The organism is Janthinobacterium foliorum (genome assembly GCF_978021625.1).
This window is the reverse complement of the sequence record NZ_CDXDQE010000001.1, coordinates 158,995-174,269: the sequence shown is the minus strand read 5'-3', so window position 1 is coordinate 174,269 and position 15,275 is coordinate 158,995. Positions and strand designations below refer to the sequence as shown.

The following is a 15,275-nucleotide window of genomic DNA, read 5'->3' as shown; positions in this document are numbered from 1 at the left end:
TCAGTCGCGCTGCGGCGCACCGAGGGGGAAGAGGTGGCGGTACGGGCGCGCCTCTTCCACCGCGCGGGCGAACGATGGACGGGCCAGCAGGCGCGCCCGGTAGGCGCGCAGCAGCGGCAAGGTGGCGGGAATCGGCTGCGTCCAGTCCGCATAGAACAGGGACGGGGCGGCGGCGCAATCGGCCAGGCTGAATTGCTCGCCGGCGGCCCACGTCTTGCCGGCCAGGCGCTCTTCCAGCCAGGCGTAGGCGAGGTCCAGCTTTTCTGCGGCGAGCGCGCGGCCTTCGCGGGTCTTCGCCGGGTCGCCCGTCAGGGCGGCGCCGACGGCATGCTGCACGGGCGACATGACGTGCAGGTCGAAGCAGCGGTCGAGAAAACGCACGTCCAGCGCCTGCAGCGGGTCGTCCGGCAGCAGGCGTAGCGGGCCGGGATGGGCCAGCTGCAGGTATTCGATGATGATGCTGGTTTCGGCCACGTTGCGCTCGCCGTCCGCCAGCAGCGGGAACTTGCGCAGCGGCCAGCGCTCCAGCCACTGCTGCAGGTGCTGCGGCATGTCCGGCGCCAGGCAGCGGAAGGTGAAGGGCAGGGCGTTCTCGTAGAGGGCGATGAGCACCTTCTGCGTGTACGAGGAAAAAGGATGGCCGTAGAGGATGAGCGACACGGTGGATCTCCTGTGCAAGGTTGGCAGCACGCGCGTGCAGCAACGATAGTGCAATGGCAGGATCAATGCAAGCGGTTCGGGCAAGGCGCGAGCGCTTTGCCATTGCGATCCCGCCCGCGCATCCTGGCGGCCGCTATTGCGCGCGGTTGCCCGCGCCCCGTGTGCGCGCGAGGGTAGCCGGCTCAGTCCGCATGGAACTCGCTGGCCGAGACGAACAGGTCCCACGAGGCGATGAACAGGGCCGCCACCACGGGGCCGATGACGAAGCCGTTCAGGCCGAACAGGGCCATGCCGCCCACGGTCGACAGCAGCACCACGTAATCGGGCATCTTGGTATCCTTGCCCACCAAAACGGGGCGCAGCACGTTGTCGACCAGGCCGATGACGAAGACGCCGAAGGCGGCCAGGCCCGCGCCTTGCCAGGTGGCGCCCGTGGCCAGGAAGTAGACGGCCACGGGCGCCCAGACGAGGGCGGCACCGACGGCCGGCAGCAGCGACAGGAAGGCCATCAGCACGGCCCACAGCAGGGGCGCCGGCACGTCGAGGAACCAGAATGCCAGGCCGCCCAGGGCGCCCTGGGCGATCGCCACGAGGATGTTGCCCTTCACGGTGGCGCGGATCACGGTGGTGAAATTGGTGAACAGGCGCTGCTTGTACTTGCGGCTCAGCGGCACGGCATCGCGGATGCGGGCCGACAGGGTCGAGCCGTCGCGCATGAGGAAAAACAGCAGGTACAGCATGATGCACAGGCTGGTGATGAATTCGAAGGTGTACAGGCCCACATTGATGGCTTTCACGGCCACCACCTGGCTCACCTGCTTGGCGCCCTCGGCCAGCTTGTCTTGCAGGCTCGCCAGGCTGGACAGGTTGAAGCGCTCAAGCAGGTTGATCAGCCATTGCGGCAGCACGGCCATGATTTTATTGAAGAACATGCCGACCGTGATTTCACCCGAGCGCACCATCTCCACCACGCCCGCCGCCTGGTTTACCAGCGACACGGAAATGAGCGACAGCGGCAGGATGACGATGAAGATAATCAGCAGTAAGGTCAGCAGCGAGGCCAGCCCGGCGCGCCCTCGCGTCTTGAGCAGCAGCCAGCGGTAGACGGGCGCGAACAGGATCGCCAGCACCACGCCCCAGAAGATGGCGCCCGCATACGGCGCCAGTATCCAGCCGAAGCCGATGGTGACGATGCTCAGCAGGAGCAAGAACACTTTCTGGTGCAGCGTGAGGGTAGGCATGGGCGGTAGCGGAATGATAATGGTTGAGTTGCCTCATCATAAGCGAGGGCCGGGCGCCGGGGCTACACAATTGTGGTGCTGCGTGCGCCATGCCACCATTGTCATGGCATCTGCGGCACGCTGCTGATGGAGCGGCTGAAAAAATCAGAACCGGATCGGGCAAGGCGCCGCCGTTCCCTCGCCAAAACCGGCGTAGCCGGACCTCGAGCTCAGGTTGAGCGACATGTTGCCCTTGTCCGGTAAATAGATGCAGTATTCGCCCGTCGCCGTGACGACGCGGTAGATGCGCCTGGGGTCGTTTGGTGCGCTGAACAGCTCGATACGGGCCGCTTCAAACCACTTCGGCTTGACCGCCGCATGCGCCTCCGCGAAGCCTTTCGCCAGGCGCGTCTGCGCCGTTTCGGGAGGCGCCACGAACTCCTGCGGATGCTCGGCGCGCAGCTGGCGGTCGATGGCGCCGGCTGCCAGCAATGCCTGTTGCGCCAGCGAGCGGGAAGCCCTTGCTGGCGCGGCAGGCGCCGGCTCCGCCAGCAGGGCATTGTCCTGCGGCCGGTCCTGCGGCCGCTCTTGTGGCTGCTCGTGCGTCCATGCCTGCGTCGATGCCGGGGGCGTGGCGGGAGCCGTATCCTTCGGTGGCGACATGGCCGCCGCGCTGGCGGGAAGGGCTGGCCGGCGCGGCATGGGGGCAGGCAGTGGATCGGGCTCGACGGGAGGGGAGTATCCTCGTGCGGGCGCCAATGGCGGGATCAGTTGCAGCCAGACCCGGTTGTCGTGCTCCATTCCCTTGTGTAGCGGCCGCGTGGCCACCCAGAACAGCGCCAGGTGCAGCAGGACAATCGCGGCGATGTAGCGGCCCCGGGGGCGCCGGCCGGGAGAAAAATCATGCTCATGGAGCGCAAGGGCGGTGCTCATCTGTTCCACGGTTCCCGTGATGAAGGTGGCACCAGTATGCAAATTTGCAACAGCGCTGTAAACAGGTTTCCGCCGGAACGCAGATTTCGCCCCCCAAGGTACTGGAAAGCGCGCCCGTGCCATGATTTTGTTAAGCTGTCACTCCAGGCGCCCGGTCCGGCGCCATTCACTTCAGGAATCCGCGTGGCCGATCCCATCCACTTTTATGAACCTGCGCAAGGCCATGGCTTGCCGCACGATCCGTTCAACGCCATCGTCGGGCCGCGGCCCATCGGCTGGATCGCCTCGCGCAGCGCCGAAGGCGTGCTCAATCTGGCGCCGTACAGCTTTTTCAACGCCTTCAATTACCACCCGCCGCTGATCGGCTTTTCCAGCATCGGCCGCAAGGATACCTTGCGCAATATCGAAGCGACCGGCGAATTCGTCTGGAACCTGGCCACCCGGCCGCTGGCCGAGGCCATGAACGCCAGCTGCGCGCCGGCGCCGCCCGAAGTGGACGAGTTCGTGCTGGCCGGCCTGACGCCGGCCGCCCCGCGCATCGTCAAGGTGCCGCGCGTGGCCGAAAGCCCCGTGTCGTTCGAATGCCGGCGCACGCAGATCATCGAGCTGCAAGGCATGAACGGCGACGGTGTCGGCAGCTGGCTGGTGCTGGGCGAAGTGGTGGGCGTGCATATCGCGCGCCACCTGCTGGTCGACGGCGTATATGACACGGCGGCCGCGCAGACCATCCTGCGCGGCGGCGGCCCGGCCGACTATTTCGAGATTGGCCCGGAGAACCTGTTCCAGATGCGCCGGCCCGCTTACCCCTGAGCCGGCGCGCTATTTCTGCATGATGGGATCGCGCCCCAGGGTGCGCGCCAGCGCGCCGCCGTCGCCCCGCCAGAATTCGCGGTCGGCCAGGCGCACCCGTTCGGCCGCATGCTGCATGTGCTCCATTGCCGCCTGGCGCGCCAGCTGCGGGTCGCCGGCAGCGATGGCTTGCACGATCTTTTCATGTTCGCGCCGCACCTCGATGGAAAAGTCCGTGCGCCTCGCCTCGTTCGCGCGCGTTACCTTGACGGCCGAGCGGATCGGGTCGGCGAACATGGCGACGAACTTCGGCCAATAGGGATTGCCCGTCGCTTCGGCGATGCACAGGTGCAGGCGCACGTCTTCCTCCACGCCGTCGACGCCGGCCGCCACCGCCTCCTCGATGCGCCGCAGCGCGTGTTCGATATCGGCCAGCTGGCCCGGCGTGCGGCGCACGGCCGCCAGCGCGGCGATTTCCGCTTCCAGTCCCTGGCGCACCTCGATCAGGTTCAGCAGCGATTGCACGGATTGTTCCGTCAGCGCGTCGCCCCGTTCGCCGCTCTTCGCGCCATCCTGCGCGCACACGAAGGTGCCGCTGCCCTTGCGCGTGGCGAGAATGCCTTCCGCCTGCAGCAGGGCGATGGCTTCGCGCAGCACCGTGCGGCTGACGCCGAAGTGCCCGGCCATCGCCTGCTCCGACGGCAGGCGCGTGCCGCCAGCCAGGCCGTCGTGCTGGATCTGCTGGCGCAAGCGGGCCGCCACCCGCGCGCCCAGGGTGCCGGTGGTGAAGCTGCCCGCGGCGGGCTCCGGCGCGGGGAGGGTGAAGCTGAACGTGCGGTCCATCGGGTGCATCCTTGCGCTAACGGTTTTCAAAGGGGATTGCCTGCTTGCCATTATATGGAATATACAGCTTGACACACATAAAACACACACATAATATACATCCATACAAATTTTAGACAAGTTGCCAGCCACCTCCGGTGGACCATAAAAACCCGGCACGGTCGATCCCCCCGTGATCAGGAGACAAGCATGGAAGTGTCACAAACAATGCCGGGCCAGCCGGCAGGCGCCGCCGCCAGCCAGAAAATCATCGATGACGCCGTCTACCGCAAGGTGACCTGGCGCATCATCCCGTTCCTCATGCTGTGCTACATCGTCGCTTACCTCGACCGTGTCAACGTGGGGTTCGCCAAGCTGCAAATGCTGGCCGACCTGCAGTTTTCCGAAACCGTGTACGGCCTGGGCGCCGGCGTGTTCTTCCTCGGCTATTTCCTGTTTGAAGTGCCCAGCAATGTGATGCTGCACAAGATCGGCGCGCGCGTGTGGATCGCCCGCATCATGATCACCTGGGCCATCATCTCGGGCGCCTTCATGTTCGTCACCACGCCGACCATGTTCTACATCATGCGCTTCCTGCTCGGCGTGGCCGAAGCGGGCTTTTTCCCCGGCATCATCCTGTATTTGACCTACTGGTATCCGTCCGAGCGTCGCGCGCGCATGGTCTGCACCTTCATGGCCGCCATTCCCGTGGCGGGCCTGATCGGCGGCCCGCTGTCGGGCTGGATCATGGAAACCTTCGCCGGCGTGCATGGCTATGCGGGCTGGCAGTGGATGTTCGTGCTCGAAGCGGTACCCGCCGCGCTGATGGGCGTGGCCGTGCTGCTGTACCTCGATAACAGCATCCGCGCCGCGAAGTGGCTGACGGAAGACGAAAAATGCCTGCTCGAGCAGCGCATCGCCACGGAAGCGAAGGGCAAGGTATCGCACCCGTCGATCCGCGCCATGTTTGCCGATCCGCGCATCTGGGTCATGGCCCTGATTTATTTCTGCTGCGTGATGGGCCAGTACTCGCTGACCTTCTGGCTGCCCAGCCTGATCAAGGCGGCCGGCGTGACGGGCGTGCTCAATATCGGCCTGTTTACGGCGATTCCGTATTCGTTCGCCGTGGCCTCCATGATACTGCTGGGGCGCAGCTCGGACAAATACCGCGAACGCCGCTGGCACATGGCCGTCCCGTTGGTGATCGGCGCCGCCGCCATCGTCTGCAGCGCGCTGGCTGGCGCCCATAACACCGGCTGGGCCATCTTCTTCCTGACGATCGCCGCCGGCGGCATCCTGGCTGCCTCGCCCATGTTCTGGAGCCTGCCGACGGCCTTCCTCGGTGGCGTGTCCGCCGCCGCCGGCATCGCCGCCATCAATTCGGTGGGCAACCTGGCCGGTTTCGCGGCGCCGTACATGATCGGCTCGATCAAGGATCTGACGCAGTCGACGGACATCGCCATCTACCTGCTGGCCGCCATCCTGGTGATCGGCGCGATCATCATCATGCGGGTGCCGGCCAAGCTGGTGAACAAATAAACAAATGGAGCAGACAATGAGCGCAAGAATCGAAGAGGTGGGCGCAGTGGGAGTAATTGGCCTGGGCGCCATGGGCATGGGCATCGCGCAATCCCTGCTGCGCGCCGGCTTCGAAGTGCATGCCTGCGACGTGCGCCCCGAGACCGTGCAGCAACTGGTGGACAAGGGCGCCCACGCGGCGCAATCGCCCGCCGCGCTGGCGGCGCAGGTGCAAGCCTTGCTGATCGTCGTCGTCAACGCGCAGCAGATGGAAACCGTGCTGTTTGGCGAACATGGCGCGGCGGCCAGCCTGGCGCCGGGCAGCGTGGTGATCGCCTGCGCCACCGTGGCGCCGGAATTTGCCGAGGCGCTGGGTGCGCGCCTGGCGGCCATGAACCTGCGCTTTATCGACGCGCCCATTTCCGGCGGCGCGGCCAAGGCGGCGGCCGGCGAGATGTCCGTGATGGCGGCTGGCGCGCCCGAGGCGTTCGACGCCTGCGCCGGCATCTTTGACGCCATCTGCGCCAAGCTGTACCGCCTGGGCGAACAGCCGGGGCAAGGCTCGAAAGTCAAGATGATCAACCAGCTGCTGGCCGGCGTGCACATTGCCGCCGCCGCCGAAGCGATGGCGCTGGGCTTGCGCGCCGGCTGCGACCCGGACGCGCTGTACGAAGTGATTTCGAACAGCGCCGGCAGTTCGTGGATGTTCCAGAACCGGGTGCCGCATATTTTGAAGGGCGACTACACGCCGCTGTCGGCCGTGAACATCTTCGTCAAGGATTTGGGAATCGTGCTCGATTACGCGAAAAAAAGCGTGTTTCCATTGCCCCTGTCGGCCACGGCGCACCAGATGTTCATGCAGGCGTCGGCGGCAGGCTTGGGCGGCGAGGACGACGCGGCCGTCATCAAGACTTTCCCGGGCATCGACCTGCCGGCGAAAGCGTAACTGAATCAGGAAGGAACAATCATGACCGTATTACTGGGATGCATCGCCGACGATTTCACGGGTGGCACCGACCTGGCCGGCATGCTGGTCAAGGCCGGCATGCGCACGGTGCAGCTGATCGGCGTGCCGCAAGGACCGCCGCCGGCCGACGTCGATGCCGTCGTCATCGCGCTCAAGTCGCGCACCACGGCGCCGCAGGACGCGGTGGCCGAGTCGCTGGCGGCATTGCGCTGGCTGCAGCAGGCCGGCTGCCGCCAGTTCTACTTCAAATACTGCTCCACCTTCGACTCCACGCCGCGCGGCAATATCGGCCCCGTGGCCGAGGCGCTGATGCGGGCGCTGGACACGGACTTCACCATCGCCTGTCCCGCATTTCCCGCCAACGGGCGCACCATCTACAAGGGCAACCTGTTCGTCGGCGACGTGCCGCTGGCCGAATCGGGCATGCGCGAGCATCCCCTGACGCCGATGACGGACTCGAACCTGGTGCGCGTGCTGCAGCAGCAGGTGCAGGCCAAGGTGGGCCTGGCCGATTTCTCCGTGGTGGAGAAGGGCGCCGCCGCCATCGCCCAGCGCTTCACGGACCTGCGCGGCCAGGGCTGCCATTTTGCCGTCGTCGATGCCGTGTCGAACCGCGACCTGGAAGCCATCGGCGCCGCCTGCGCGGACTTGAAACTGATCACGGGCGGCTCCGGCATCGCCCTGGGGTTGCCGCAGAACTTCCGCCAGCGGGGCCAGCTGGCACCGTCACCCGCGGGCCAGGCGGGGCGCCTGCCGCCGCCGACGGGCTTGCGCGCCGTGATCTCGGGCAGCTGCTCCGTGGCCACGCAGCAGCAGGTGGCGCACCTGCGCGAACTGGCGCCTTCGTTCCATGTCGACCCCTTGCAGCTGGCGGCGGGCGGCGAAGTGGTCGATGCGGTCGTCGCGCAGGCACTCGCATGGGCGGCCGGGCGCCTGGCGCAAGGCCCGGTCCTGGTGTATGCGACGGCCACACCGGACGCCGTGCGCGCCGTGCAGGCGCAGCTGGGTGTGGAGCGGGCCGGCGCCCTGGTCGAGGAAACCCTGGCCGCCATCGCGCAAGGCCTGGTGCGCCTCGGCGTGGGCCAGCTGATCGTCGCCGGCGGCGAAACGTCGGGCGCGGTGGTCAAGGCGCTGGGCGTGGCGGGCTTGCGCATCGGCCCCGAGATCGACCCCGGCGTGCCATGGACGCAAGCCTTGCCCGCGCCGGGCGACGACGGCGCGGCGCCGCTGGCGCTGGCGCTCAAGTCCGGCAATTTCGGCGCGGTCGATTTCTTCAGCAAAGCCTGGGACGTGCTGGCATGAGCGCCACCACCCCGGCCATCCAGGCCGCGCCCGAGGAGATGCGCCAGCGCGAGCAGATCGTCGACTTCGGCAAGTCGCTGTACGAGCGCGGCCTGACGGCCGGCAGCAGCGGCAACCTGAGCGTGCGGCTGTCCGACGGCTGGCTGCTGACGCCCACGAACGCCAGCCTGGGACGGCTCGACCCGGCGCAATTGTCCAAGCTCGACTGGGATGGGAACTTGATCAGCGGCGCGCCGCCGTCGAAGGAAGCGTTCCTGCACCGCGCCATGTATGCGGAGCGGGGCGGCGCCGGCGCCATCGTGCATCTGCACTCGACGCATTCGGCAGCCGTGTCCTGCATGTGCGGCTTGAACCATGACGACTGCATTCCGCCGCTGACGCCGTATTTTGTGATGAAGGTGGGGCGCCTGCCGCTGGTGCCGTATCACCGTCCTGGCGACCCGGCGCTGGCGGGCGCCATCGGCGCCATGGCGCGCAAGCATTCGGCCGTGCTGCTGGCCAATCACGGTCCCGTCGTCTCGGGCGCGACTCTGGAAGCGGCCGTGTACGCGGCCGAGGAGCTGGAAGAGACGGCCAAGCTGTTCCTGCTGCTGCGCGACGTGCCCACGCGCCCGCTCGACGCGGCGCAGATCGCCGACCTGAAACACACCTTCAAACTCGATATCTAAGAAATCCAGGAGACACGCATGCCCCGCTTTGCCGCCAATCTGACCATGATGTTCAACGAAGTGCCTTTCCCGCAGCGCTTTGCCGCCGCCGCGCAAGCGGGTTTCCAGGGCGTCGAATTCCTTTTTCCGTATGACCATGCGCCGCAGGAAGTGGCCGGCTGGCTGCGCGAGCATGGCTTGACGAATGTGCTGTTCAACCTGCCGCCGGGCGACTGGCCGGCGGGCGAGCGGGGCATCGCTTCCTTGCCGGGCCGCGAGGAGGAATTCCGGCTTGGGGTGGCGCGCGCCATCGAGTACGCGCTGGCGCTGGGCACCCCGCGCGTGCACATGATGGCGGGGCTGGTGCCGCAAGGCGCCGACCTCGCGCTGCACCGCACCACCTACCTGGCGAACCTGCGGCACGCGGCGCAAGCCGTGGGGGCGCATGGCATCGAACTCTTGATCGAGCCGATCAACGGCCGCGACATGCCTGGCTACTTCCTCGTCACGCAGGCCCAGGGCCATGCGCTGCGCCTGGAGTCGGGCGCGCCCAACGTCAAGGTGCAGATGGATTTTTACCACACGCAGATCGTCGAGGGCGATATCGCCATGACGTTCAGGAATAACTTCGACGGCATCGGCCACGTGCAGATCGCCAGCGTCCCGGCGCGCAATGAACCGGACGATGGCGAAGTCAATTACCCGTATTTATTCAGCCTGCTCGATGAACTGGGCTACGACGGCTGGATCGGCTGCGAATACCGTCCGCGCGGGCGCACCGAGGATGGCCTCGGCTGGCTTGCCGCTTACCACGACAAACAAGGAGCATGAAGATGAAAGTACTCATTACCGGCGGTGCCGGTTTCCTGGGCCAGCGCCTGGCGCGCCAGTTGCTGGCGCAAGGCCAGCTGACGGACAGCCAGGGTCAATTGCAGACGATCACCGAGCTGGTGCTGGTCGATGTGGTGGCCGCGCATGACTTCAACGATGCGCGCGTGAGAGTCGTCACGGGCGACATCGCCGACGGCTTGCTCATGCGCGCCACCATCGATGCGCAGACAAGCTCGATCTTCCACCTGGCCGCCATCGTCAGCGGCCAGGCGGAAGCCGATTTCGAGCTGGGCATGCGCATCAACCTGGACGCCTCGCGTTTGCTGCTCGATATCTGCCGCGAACTGGGACACAAGCCGAAAGTGGTGTTTACCAGCTCCGTGGCCGTGTATGGCGGGCAGCTGCCGGACGTGGTGCAGGACACCACGGCCCTGAACCCGCAATCGTCGTACGGCGCGCAAAAGGCCATCGGCGAACTGCTGCTCAACGATTACAGCCGCCGCGGCTTTGTCGACGGCCGCGTGCTGCGCCTGCCGACCATCAGCGTGCGCCCGGGCAAACCGAACAAGGCGGCGTCGTCCTTCGCCAGCGGCATCATCCGCGAACCCCTGAATGGCGAGGCGGCCGTCTGCCCCGTCTCCACCGACTTGCGTCTGTGGCTGCTGTCGCCGCGCGGCGCCATCGCTTCCCTGATCGCGGGCCACGAACTGGCGGGCGAGGCGTTCGGCGCCAGCCGCACGGTGAACCTTCCCGGCTTGAGCGTGAGCGTGGGCGAGATGATCGCCGCCCTCGAGGCAGTGGCCGGCAGCGAAGCCGCGCAGCGTATCAGCTACGCGCCCGATCCCGCCGTCGAGCGCATCGTCAAGAGCTGGCCCGGCGCCTGGGACACGGCCCGCGCCGAAGCGCTGGGCCTGACGGCGGATGCGGATTTCGCCAGCATCATCCGCGCCTACCTGGACGATGTGAAGGCGTGACGACGTAAAAACGGCCAGCGCAGGCTGGCCGTGTGGCGACGTCAATGGGGCCGGGAGATGATCCCGGCCTTTTTATTTGCCCAGGATCGACGCCACATTGTCGGTGCCGGGCGCGCCGAACAGCTGCTGCTTGAGGATGTGCAGCTGGTCGCGCACCTGCGCCGCCTTTTCGAACTCCAGGTTCTTGGCGTGGTCGACCATCAGTTTTTCCAGGCGCTTGATTTCCTTGCTGACCTGTTTCTCGCTCATCGATTCGAACTTCGCCGCCTCCTGCGCCACTTGCAGGGTTTCGCGCGCTTCCTGCGGGCTGTAGACGCCGTCGATCATTTCGCGGATCGATTTCTTCACGCCGATCGGCACGATGTTGTTGGCCGTATTGAAGGCGATCTGCTTGGCGCGGCGGCGTTCCGTCTCGTCGATGGCGCGGCGCATGGAATCCGTGATGCGGTCGCCGTACAGGATCGCCGTGCCGTTCAGGTTGCGCGCGGCGCGGCCGATGGTCTGGATCAGGCTGCGCTCGGAGCGCAAGAAGCCTTCCTTGTCCGCGTCGAGGATGGCGACCAGCGACACTTCCGGCAAGTCCAGGCCCTCGCGCAGCAGGTTGATCCCCACCAGCACGTCAAAGGTGCCCAGGCGCAGGTCGCGCAGGATTTCCACGCGCTCCACCGTCTCGATATCGCTGTGCAGGTAGCGTACCTTGATGCCATGGTCGCCCAGGTATTCCGTCAACTGCTCCGACATGCGCTTGGTGAGGGTCGTCACCAGCACGCGCTCGTCCTTCTTGATGCGCTCGACGATTTCCGACATCAGGTCGTCCACCTGGCTGCTGGCCGGGCGCACGATGATCTGCGGGTCGACCAGGCCCGTGGGGCGCACCACCTGCTCCACCACCTGGTCCGAATGGGTCTTTTCGTATTCGGCCGGGGTGGCCGAGACGAACACGGTCTGGCGCATCTTCTGCTCGAATTCCTCAAACTTCAACGGCCGGTTGTCCAGCGCCGACGGCAGGCGGAAGCCGTAGTCGACCAGATTCGTCTTGCGCGAGCGGTCGCCGTTGTACATGGCGCTCAGCTGGCCCGTCAGCACGTGCGACTCGTCGAGGAACATCAGGGCGTCGGGCGGCAGGTAGTCGACCAGGGTGGGCGGCGGTTCGCCCGGCAGCGCGCCGGACAGGTGGCGCGAGTAGTTCTCGATGCCCTTGGTGAAACCGATTTCCGCCATCATTTCCAGGTCGAAGCGCGTGCGCTGTTCCAGCCGCTGCTCCTCGATCAGTTTATTTTCCTTGCGGAAGAATTCGAGCCGCTCGCGCAGCTCGTCCTTGATGGTTTCCACGGCGCGCAGCACGGTGGAGCGGGGCGTCACGTAGTGCGACCCCGGGTACACGGTAAAGCGGGGGATCTTTTGCCGCACTCTGCCCGTCAGCGGGTCGAACAGCTGGATCGATTCGATTTCATCGTCGAACATTTCCAGGCGCACGGCCAGCTCCGCATGCTCGGCGGGGAAGATGTCGATGGTATCGCCGCGCACGCGGAAGGTGCCGCGGCCAAAGTCGACCTCGTTGCGCGTGTACTGCATCTGGATCAGGCGCGCGATGACGTCGCGCTGGCTGACCCTGTCCTTGACGCGCAGGGTCAGGATCATCTGGTGGTATTCATTCGGGTTGCCGATGCCGTAGATGGCCGAGACGGTGGCGACGATGATGACGTCGCGCCGCTCCATCAGCGACTTGGTGCACGACAGGCGCATCTGCTCGATGTGCTCGTTGATCGACGAATCCTTTTCGATGAACAGGTCGCGCTGCGGCACGTAGGCTTCCGGCTGGTAGTAATCGTAGTAGCTGACGAAGTATTCGACGGCGTTCTGCGGGAAGAAATCCCGAAATTCGCTGTACAGCTGCGCCGCCAGGGTCTTGTTGGGCGCAAAGACGATGGCGGGCCGGCCCATGCGCGCGATGACGTTGGCCATGGTGTAGGTCTTGCCCGAACCGGTCACGCCCAGCAGGGTCTGGAAGGCCAGGCCATCGGCGATGCCTTCGGACAGTTGCGCGATCGCCGTGGGCTGGTCACCGGCCGGAGGGAAGGGCTGGTGCAGCTTGAAGGGGGAGTCCGGGAAAGAGATAATTGCGCTTTCCGCCTCGCTGGCGGTAGATAATTCGGGCATGTGAATCAGACCTTTGTTAGAATAGTGCTCTGCTGGCGGCCCTGGCGTTGTATTCGGGGCGCTGTCTACAACTCCGCTGTGAACCTGCTTCCAATCGAATCCAATCTTATCATGACGAACCCAACTGTTTCTGCCAGTCTGTTTAGCGCCATCGAGATGGCCCCACGCGACCCGATCCTGGGCATCACCGAAGCATTTAACGCGGACCAGAATCCCGCCAAAATCAATCTGGGCGTTGGCGTCTATTATGACGACAACGGCAAGGTGCCTCTGTTAGCTTGCGTACGCAAGGCGGAAGCCATCCTGATCGAACAGGCAGCACCACGCACCTACCTGCCGATCGAAGGCCTCGCCGCCTACGACAAGGCTGTGCAAGAACTCGTATTTGGCGCCGATAGCGCCGTAATTCAAGAGCGCCGCGCCGTCACCGTGCAAGCCATCGGCGGCACGGGCGCGCTGAAGATCGGCGCCGACTTCCTGCAGCGCTTTGCGCCGGGTGCCCAGGTCTACATCAGCGACCCAAGCTGGGAAAACCACCGCGCGCTGTTCGAGAACGCCGGTTTCGTCGTGAATAACTACACCTACTACGATGCCGCCACCCACGGCGTGAACTTCGACGGCATGCTGGCCAGCCTGAACGCCATGCCGGCCGGCTCCATCGTCGTGCTGCATGCCTGCTGCCACAACCCGACGGGCGCCGACCTGAGCGTGGCCCAGTGGGACCAGATCATCAGCGTGGTGACGTCGCGCGGCCTGGTGCCGTTCCTGGACATGGCGTATCAAGGCTTCGCCAACGGCATCGCCGAAGATGGCGCCGTGGTGCGCCGCTTCGCCGACGCGGGCGGCCCGCTGCTGGTGTCGAATTCGTTCTCGAAGTCGTTCTCGCTGTACGGCGAGCGCGTGGGCGCCCTGAGCGTCGTCGCCGCCAGCGCCGATGAAGCGGCCCGCCTGCTGTCGCAGCTGAAGCGCGTCGTGCGCACCAACTACTCGAACCCGCCGGTACACGGCGGCAAGGTGGTCGCCACCGTGCTGGCCACGCCGGAACTGCGCCAGCTGTGGGAAGAAGAACTGGCCGGCATGCGCGTGCGCATCCGCGAAATGCGCAATGCCTTCGTGGAAAAACTGAAAGCCAAGGCGCCAGGCCACGATTTCGAGTTCGTGCGCCAGCAGATCGGCATGTTCTCGTATTCCGGTCTCACCAAGGAGCAGGTGGCGTCGCTGCGCGAGCAATCGATCTATGCCGTGGACACGGGCCGTATCTGCGTGGCAGCATTGAATTCGCGCAATATCGACATCGTCATTGACGCGATCGCCAAAGTACTTTAATATCTTGCTTCTTCGGCGCTGCATGCAAGTGCGGCGCTGACGGCGGTAGAAAGTCGGCGATGGCCGTGTTGGGCGAGAGGCAGTAGTAGTCTTGCAAATACGGAATAAGCGACATATAATATTGCCTCTTTTCCCTGATAGCTCAGTTGGTAGAGCGACGGACTGTTAATCCGCAGGTCCCTGGTTCGAGTCCAGGTCGGGGAGCCAGAATTCGAAAGGCCACGTTGAAAAACGTGGCCTTTTTTGTTTTTGCGCCGCCTGCGCGCAGCTTGGGGCAAGATAAGATTTTCCCTATGGAAATCTGGACAGCGCCAAGTTTGGCCTATATAATACGGCCTCTTTTCCCTGATAGCTCAGTTGGTAGAGCGACGGACTGTTAATCCGCAGGTCCCTGGTTCGAGTCCAGGTCGGGGAGCCAGAATTCGGAAGGCCATGTTGAAAAACATGGCCTTTTTTGTTTTTTTCCCCTGTCGTTGGCCTTGCCGGTGCGCTTCGCTGTTTTGCGCTATCCTGAACGCATCACTTCAGGAGCACTACCCCATGACTTGCACTTCCGCCTTGCGCCATATCGTCCTGTGCGACTTCGTCGATGCCATCACGTCCGAAAAACACGCCGAGCTTGTCCACGAGTTTTCCGAGCTAAGACACCGCATTCCCGGCGTGCGGCAATTCGAGTGGGGGCCGAACGTCAGTCCGGAAGGCCTTGATGACGGCTTTACGGATTGTTTTACCCTCACCTTCGACGGCGCCAGCGCACGCGACGCGTACCTGACGCACCCCGCGCACCTGGCATTTGTCGAACTGCTCAAGCCATGGCTGGGCCGGGTGCTGGTAGTTGATTATGTGGTGCAGGACAATCCTGCTTGAGCCGCAGCTGACGCCAGGCCCGGCCCGCCGCAATTTTCTCTGGTGAATCTGGACATGTGCACGTTTCCCCTATAAAATGCGGCCTCTTTTCCCTGATAGCTCAGTTGGTAGAGCGACGGACTGTTAATCCGCAGGTCCCTGGTTCGAGTCCAGGTCGGGGAGCCAGAACATGTAGCAGCAAAAAGCCCAGCCGTTGACGGTTGGGCTTTTTGCGTTTCAGGGCCGGCTTGCCGATGCAGGGTGGGGCGCGATGGTGTTT

General features: G+C 65.0%; 14 protein-coding genes and 3 tRNA genes. 12 read left to right on the top strand and 5 right to left on the bottom strand.

The window, feature by feature from the left end:
* The 3 genes from ACZ92H_RS00835 to ACZ92H_RS00825 all read right to left on the bottom strand — a co-directional run bounded on the left by ACZ92H_RS00835 (position 1) and on the right by ACZ92H_RS00825 (position 2,813).
* The gene (locus tag ACZ92H_RS00835; protein WP_131372581.1) at positions 1-660 is read right to left on the bottom strand and encodes a glutathione S-transferase family protein; all 660 of its coding nucleotides are present in this window, start codon (positions 658-660) and stop codon (positions 1-3) included.
* Between the two features lie 182 nt (positions 661-842).
* Positions 843-1,901 carry an AI-2E family transporter gene (locus ACZ92H_RS00830; RefSeq protein ID WP_465048331.1) on the bottom strand — a complete coding sequence of 353 codons (1,059 nt, stop codon included), beginning with the start codon at positions 1,899-1,901 and terminating at the stop codon, positions 843-845.
* 144 nt (positions 1,902-2,045) lie between these two features.
* Positions 2,046-2,813, bottom strand: coding sequence for a hypothetical protein (locus ACZ92H_RS00825; protein ID WP_465048333.1), 768 nt, complete (start codon positions 2,811-2,813; stop codon positions 2,046-2,048).
* Positions 2,814-2,996: 183 nt separating this feature from the next.
* Here ACZ92H_RS00825 and ACZ92H_RS00820 point away from each other — a divergent pair, with 183 nt between their 5' ends.
* The gene (locus tag ACZ92H_RS00820) at positions 2,997-3,623 is read left to right on the top strand and encodes a flavin reductase family protein (protein ID WP_131372587.1); all 627 of its coding nucleotides are present in this window, start codon (positions 2,997-2,999) and stop codon (positions 3,621-3,623) included.
* A 9-nt stretch (positions 3,624-3,632) separates the two neighbouring features.
* On the opposite strand, the gene ACZ92H_RS00815 is transcribed toward ACZ92H_RS00820, so the two are convergent.
* The gene (locus tag ACZ92H_RS00815) at positions 3,633-4,445 is read right to left on the bottom strand and encodes a FadR/GntR family transcriptional regulator (protein ID WP_131372589.1); all 813 of its coding nucleotides are present in this window, start codon (positions 4,443-4,445) and stop codon (positions 3,633-3,635) included.
* Positions 4,446-4,634: 189 nt separating this feature from the next.
* On the opposite strand from ACZ92H_RS00815, the gene ACZ92H_RS00810 reads away from it, so the two are divergent.
* Genes ACZ92H_RS00810 through denD form a run of 6 tightly spaced genes read left to right on the top strand, consistent with a single transcriptional unit; the run spans position 4,635 to position 10,663 of the window.
* Positions 4,635-5,963 (top strand): MFS transporter, encoded by a 1,329-nt coding sequence (locus ACZ92H_RS00810; protein ID WP_465048334.1) that lies wholly within the window; start codon positions 4,635-4,637, stop codon positions 5,961-5,963.
* Between the two features lie 16 nt (positions 5,964-5,979).
* Positions 5,980-6,888: an L-threonate dehydrogenase gene (gene ltnD / locus ACZ92H_RS00805; RefSeq protein WP_465048336.1), complete on the top strand. Its 909-nt coding sequence runs from the start codon at positions 5,980-5,982 to the stop codon at positions 6,886-6,888.
* A gap of 21 nt (positions 6,889-6,909) precedes the next feature.
* Positions 6,910-8,211 carry a 3-oxo-tetronate kinase gene (gene otnK, locus ACZ92H_RS00800; protein ID WP_465048337.1) on the top strand — a complete coding sequence of 434 codons (1,302 nt, stop codon included), beginning with the start codon at positions 6,910-6,912 and terminating at the stop codon, positions 8,209-8,211.
* The gene (gene otnC / locus ACZ92H_RS00795; RefSeq protein WP_465048338.1) at positions 8,208-8,879 is read left to right on the top strand and encodes a 3-oxo-tetronate 4-phosphate decarboxylase; all 672 of its coding nucleotides are present in this window, start codon (positions 8,208-8,210) and stop codon (positions 8,877-8,879) included. Before otnK ends, otnC begins: the two co-directional genes overlap by 4 nt.
* Positions 8,880-8,897: 18 nt before the next feature.
* Complete coding sequence (otnI, locus tag ACZ92H_RS00790; protein ID WP_465048339.1) at positions 8,898-9,689, top strand: 2-oxo-tetronate isomerase; 792 nt, start codon at positions 8,898-8,900, stop codon at positions 9,687-9,689.
* A gap of 2 nt (positions 9,690-9,691) precedes the next feature.
* Complete coding sequence (gene denD / locus ACZ92H_RS00785; protein WP_465048340.1) at positions 9,692-10,663, top strand: D-erythronate dehydrogenase; 972 nt, start codon at positions 9,692-9,694, stop codon at positions 10,661-10,663.
* A gap of 72 nt (positions 10,664-10,735) precedes the next feature.
* Here denD and uvrB read toward each other — a convergent pair whose 3' ends face one another.
* Complete coding sequence (gene uvrB / locus ACZ92H_RS00780; RefSeq protein WP_465048341.1) at positions 10,736-12,823, bottom strand: excinuclease ABC subunit UvrB; 2,088 nt, start codon at positions 12,821-12,823, stop codon at positions 10,736-10,738.
* Positions 12,824-12,934: 111 nt separating this feature from the next.
* Here uvrB and ACZ92H_RS00775 point away from each other — a divergent pair, with 111 nt between their 5' ends.
* The 5 genes from ACZ92H_RS00775 to ACZ92H_RS00755 all read left to right on the top strand — a co-directional run bounded on the left by ACZ92H_RS00775 (position 12,935) and on the right by ACZ92H_RS00755 (position 15,181).
* Positions 12,935-14,149 (top strand): amino acid aminotransferase, encoded by a 1,215-nt coding sequence (locus ACZ92H_RS00775; protein WP_180278725.1) that lies wholly within the window; start codon positions 12,935-12,937, stop codon positions 14,147-14,149.
* Positions 14,150-14,280: 131 nt separating this feature from the next.
* Positions 14,281-14,356: transfer RNA gene (locus ACZ92H_RS00770), tRNA-Asn, on the top strand.
* A gap of 135 nt (positions 14,357-14,491) precedes the next feature.
* Positions 14,492-14,567: transfer RNA gene (locus ACZ92H_RS00765), tRNA-Asn, on the top strand.
* 122 nt (positions 14,568-14,689) lie between these two features.
* Entirely contained in the window at positions 14,690-15,016 is a 327-nt protein-coding gene (locus tag ACZ92H_RS00760; protein WP_465048342.1) for a Dabb family protein, read from the top strand.
* 89 nt (positions 15,017-15,105) lie between these two features.
* Positions 15,106-15,181: transfer RNA gene (locus ACZ92H_RS00755), tRNA-Asn, on the top strand.
* Positions 15,182-15,275 lie beyond the last annotated feature (94 nt).

What these genes read in the sequence shown, in the direction of transcription:
- ACZ92H_RS00830 (WP_465048331.1), bottom strand. Translation starts at nt 1,901, where the DNA reads ATGCCTACCCTCACGCTGCACCAGAAAGTGTTCTTGCTCCTGCTGAGC.
- ACZ92H_RS00825 (WP_465048333.1), bottom strand. Translation starts at nt 2,813, where the DNA reads ATGAGCACCGCCCTTGCGCTCCATGAGCATGATTTTTCTCCCGGCCGG.
- ACZ92H_RS00815 (WP_131372589.1), bottom strand. Translation starts at nt 4,445, where the DNA reads ATGGACCGCACGTTCAGCTTCACCCTCCCCGCGCCGGAGCCCGCCGCG.
- ACZ92H_RS00810 (WP_465048334.1), top strand. Translation starts at nt 4,635, where the DNA reads ATGGAAGTGTCACAAACAATGCCGGGCCAGCCGGCAGGCGCCGCCGCC.
- ltnD (WP_465048336.1), top strand. Translation starts at nt 5,980, where the DNA reads ATGAGCGCAAGAATCGAAGAGGTGGGCGCAGTGGGAGTAATTGGCCTG.
- otnK (WP_465048337.1), top strand. Translation starts at nt 6,910, where the DNA reads ATGACCGTATTACTGGGATGCATCGCCGACGATTTCACGGGTGGCACC.
- otnC (WP_465048338.1), top strand. Translation starts at nt 8,208, where the DNA reads ATGAGCGCCACCACCCCGGCCATCCAGGCCGCGCCCGAGGAGATGCGC.
- otnI (WP_465048339.1), top strand. Translation starts at nt 8,898, where the DNA reads ATGCCCCGCTTTGCCGCCAATCTGACCATGATGTTCAACGAAGTGCCT.
- denD (WP_465048340.1), top strand. Translation starts at nt 9,692, where the DNA reads ATGAAAGTACTCATTACCGGCGGTGCCGGTTTCCTGGGCCAGCGCCTG.
- uvrB (WP_465048341.1), bottom strand. Translation starts at nt 12,823, where the DNA reads ATGCCCGAATTATCTACCGCCAGCGAGGCGGAAAGCGCAATTATCTCT.
- ACZ92H_RS00775 (WP_180278725.1), top strand. Translation starts at nt 12,935, where the DNA reads ATGACGAACCCAACTGTTTCTGCCAGTCTGTTTAGCGCCATCGAGATG.
- ACZ92H_RS00760 (WP_465048342.1), top strand. Translation starts at nt 14,690, where the DNA reads ATGACTTGCACTTCCGCCTTGCGCCATATCGTCCTGTGCGACTTCGTC.